The sequence below is a fragment of the Teredinibacter waterburyi genome (assembly GCF_001922985.1).
In the GTDB taxonomy this organism is placed as follows: Bacteria; Pseudomonadota; Gammaproteobacteria; order Pseudomonadales; family Cellvibrionaceae; genus Teredinibacter; species Teredinibacter waterburyi.
This window is the reverse complement of sequence record NZ_MRUH01000171.1, coordinates 1-1,222: the sequence shown is the minus strand read 5'-3', so window position 1 is coordinate 1,222 and position 1,222 is coordinate 1. Positions and strand designations below refer to the sequence as shown.

The following is a 1,222-nucleotide window of genomic DNA, read 5'->3' as shown; positions in this document are numbered from 1 at the left end:
AGCACCGTTGCACAAGATATTAGCCCCGAGGCAATCACCTTTAATGCCCTAAGCGATCAAGCGCTTAACGCCACGCTTAGCTCCAACACCGTAACCGTAAGCGGTATAAACGATGCGATAGCCATAAGCATTACCGGCGGCGAATACTCAATTGATGGTAGCGACTACACCGCCGAAGCCGGCACCGTAACCGAAGGCCAAGAAATCACCCTACAAACCACCAGCGCCGCCACCTTCAGCACCACTCAAAATACCGTGCTGAGCCTAGGTGATGTGCAGGCGACCTTCGCGGTAACCACACTGGCTCAAGATATAACCCCAGATGCGTTTAGTTTTACCGATGCAACCGGTGCAACCCCAGATGTATGGGTGGCCTCTAACACCATTACCATTACCGGTATAAACGATGCCGCGCCCGTAACCATTGTTGGTGGCGACTACTCTATTGATGGCGCAACCTCAACCCCCGCCGCCGGTGAAATTCTTAACGGCCAAACGGTACGAGTTACCGGTAAATCATCTGCGGCGCCATCAACTGCATCAACTGTCACCCTAACGATTGGTGGTGTAAGTGCTGAATTCGCTATCACCACCCTAGATGACGTTACCGCCCCCACCGCAGCCATTGTGTTTCCTCCACCGGTTTCTTGGGCGACAACCGAGTCGTTAACCATTCGAGGAACCGCAGAGGACGATTACAGCGATATTGAAAGCATTACTCTGTTTGTAAACGGGGTAGAAAGTACAGCAGAAGTAACAATAGACCCAGATACCTTGAAATGGCGTTCGAATATAGCCTTGGAGGTTGGTGATAATACGATATCGGTCAATATAGAAGATAGCAGCGGCAATGCTGATACCGATGTTGCCAGTGTGTTTGTTAAGCAAAATTCGACTGTTACCCACGCTGATAGCTTTCCTCATTTTGGGGCAAAAATTAACGGAGCCCTAAGCGGCTTCATTTACCCCGATGAATCCTTAAATACCTTGGTGCTTTCAAATTATGCAGATGCGGGCGATAACGGTGTAGAGTTTGGTGCCAAGGTTATTTTAGTGGACTTAACGACGGGCGTGAGAACCGAACAAGCCATAACGGGAATGACCGAAGATCACATATATATATACAACATGGTGTGGGATGCGCCAAGCCAGCAATTGTATGTTGTTGCCGCAAGTAGAAGCTCTGACATTCCGGCACTTTATACTGTTGACATTAGCGATT

The 1,222-nt window shown here is 49.2% G+C and carries 1 pseudogene; it reads left to right on the top strand.

Features of this window, described 5'->3' with window-relative positions:
* A pseudogene (locus IDZ20_RS16165) lies at nucleotides 1–1,222 on the top strand (hypothetical protein); the annotation flags it as partial.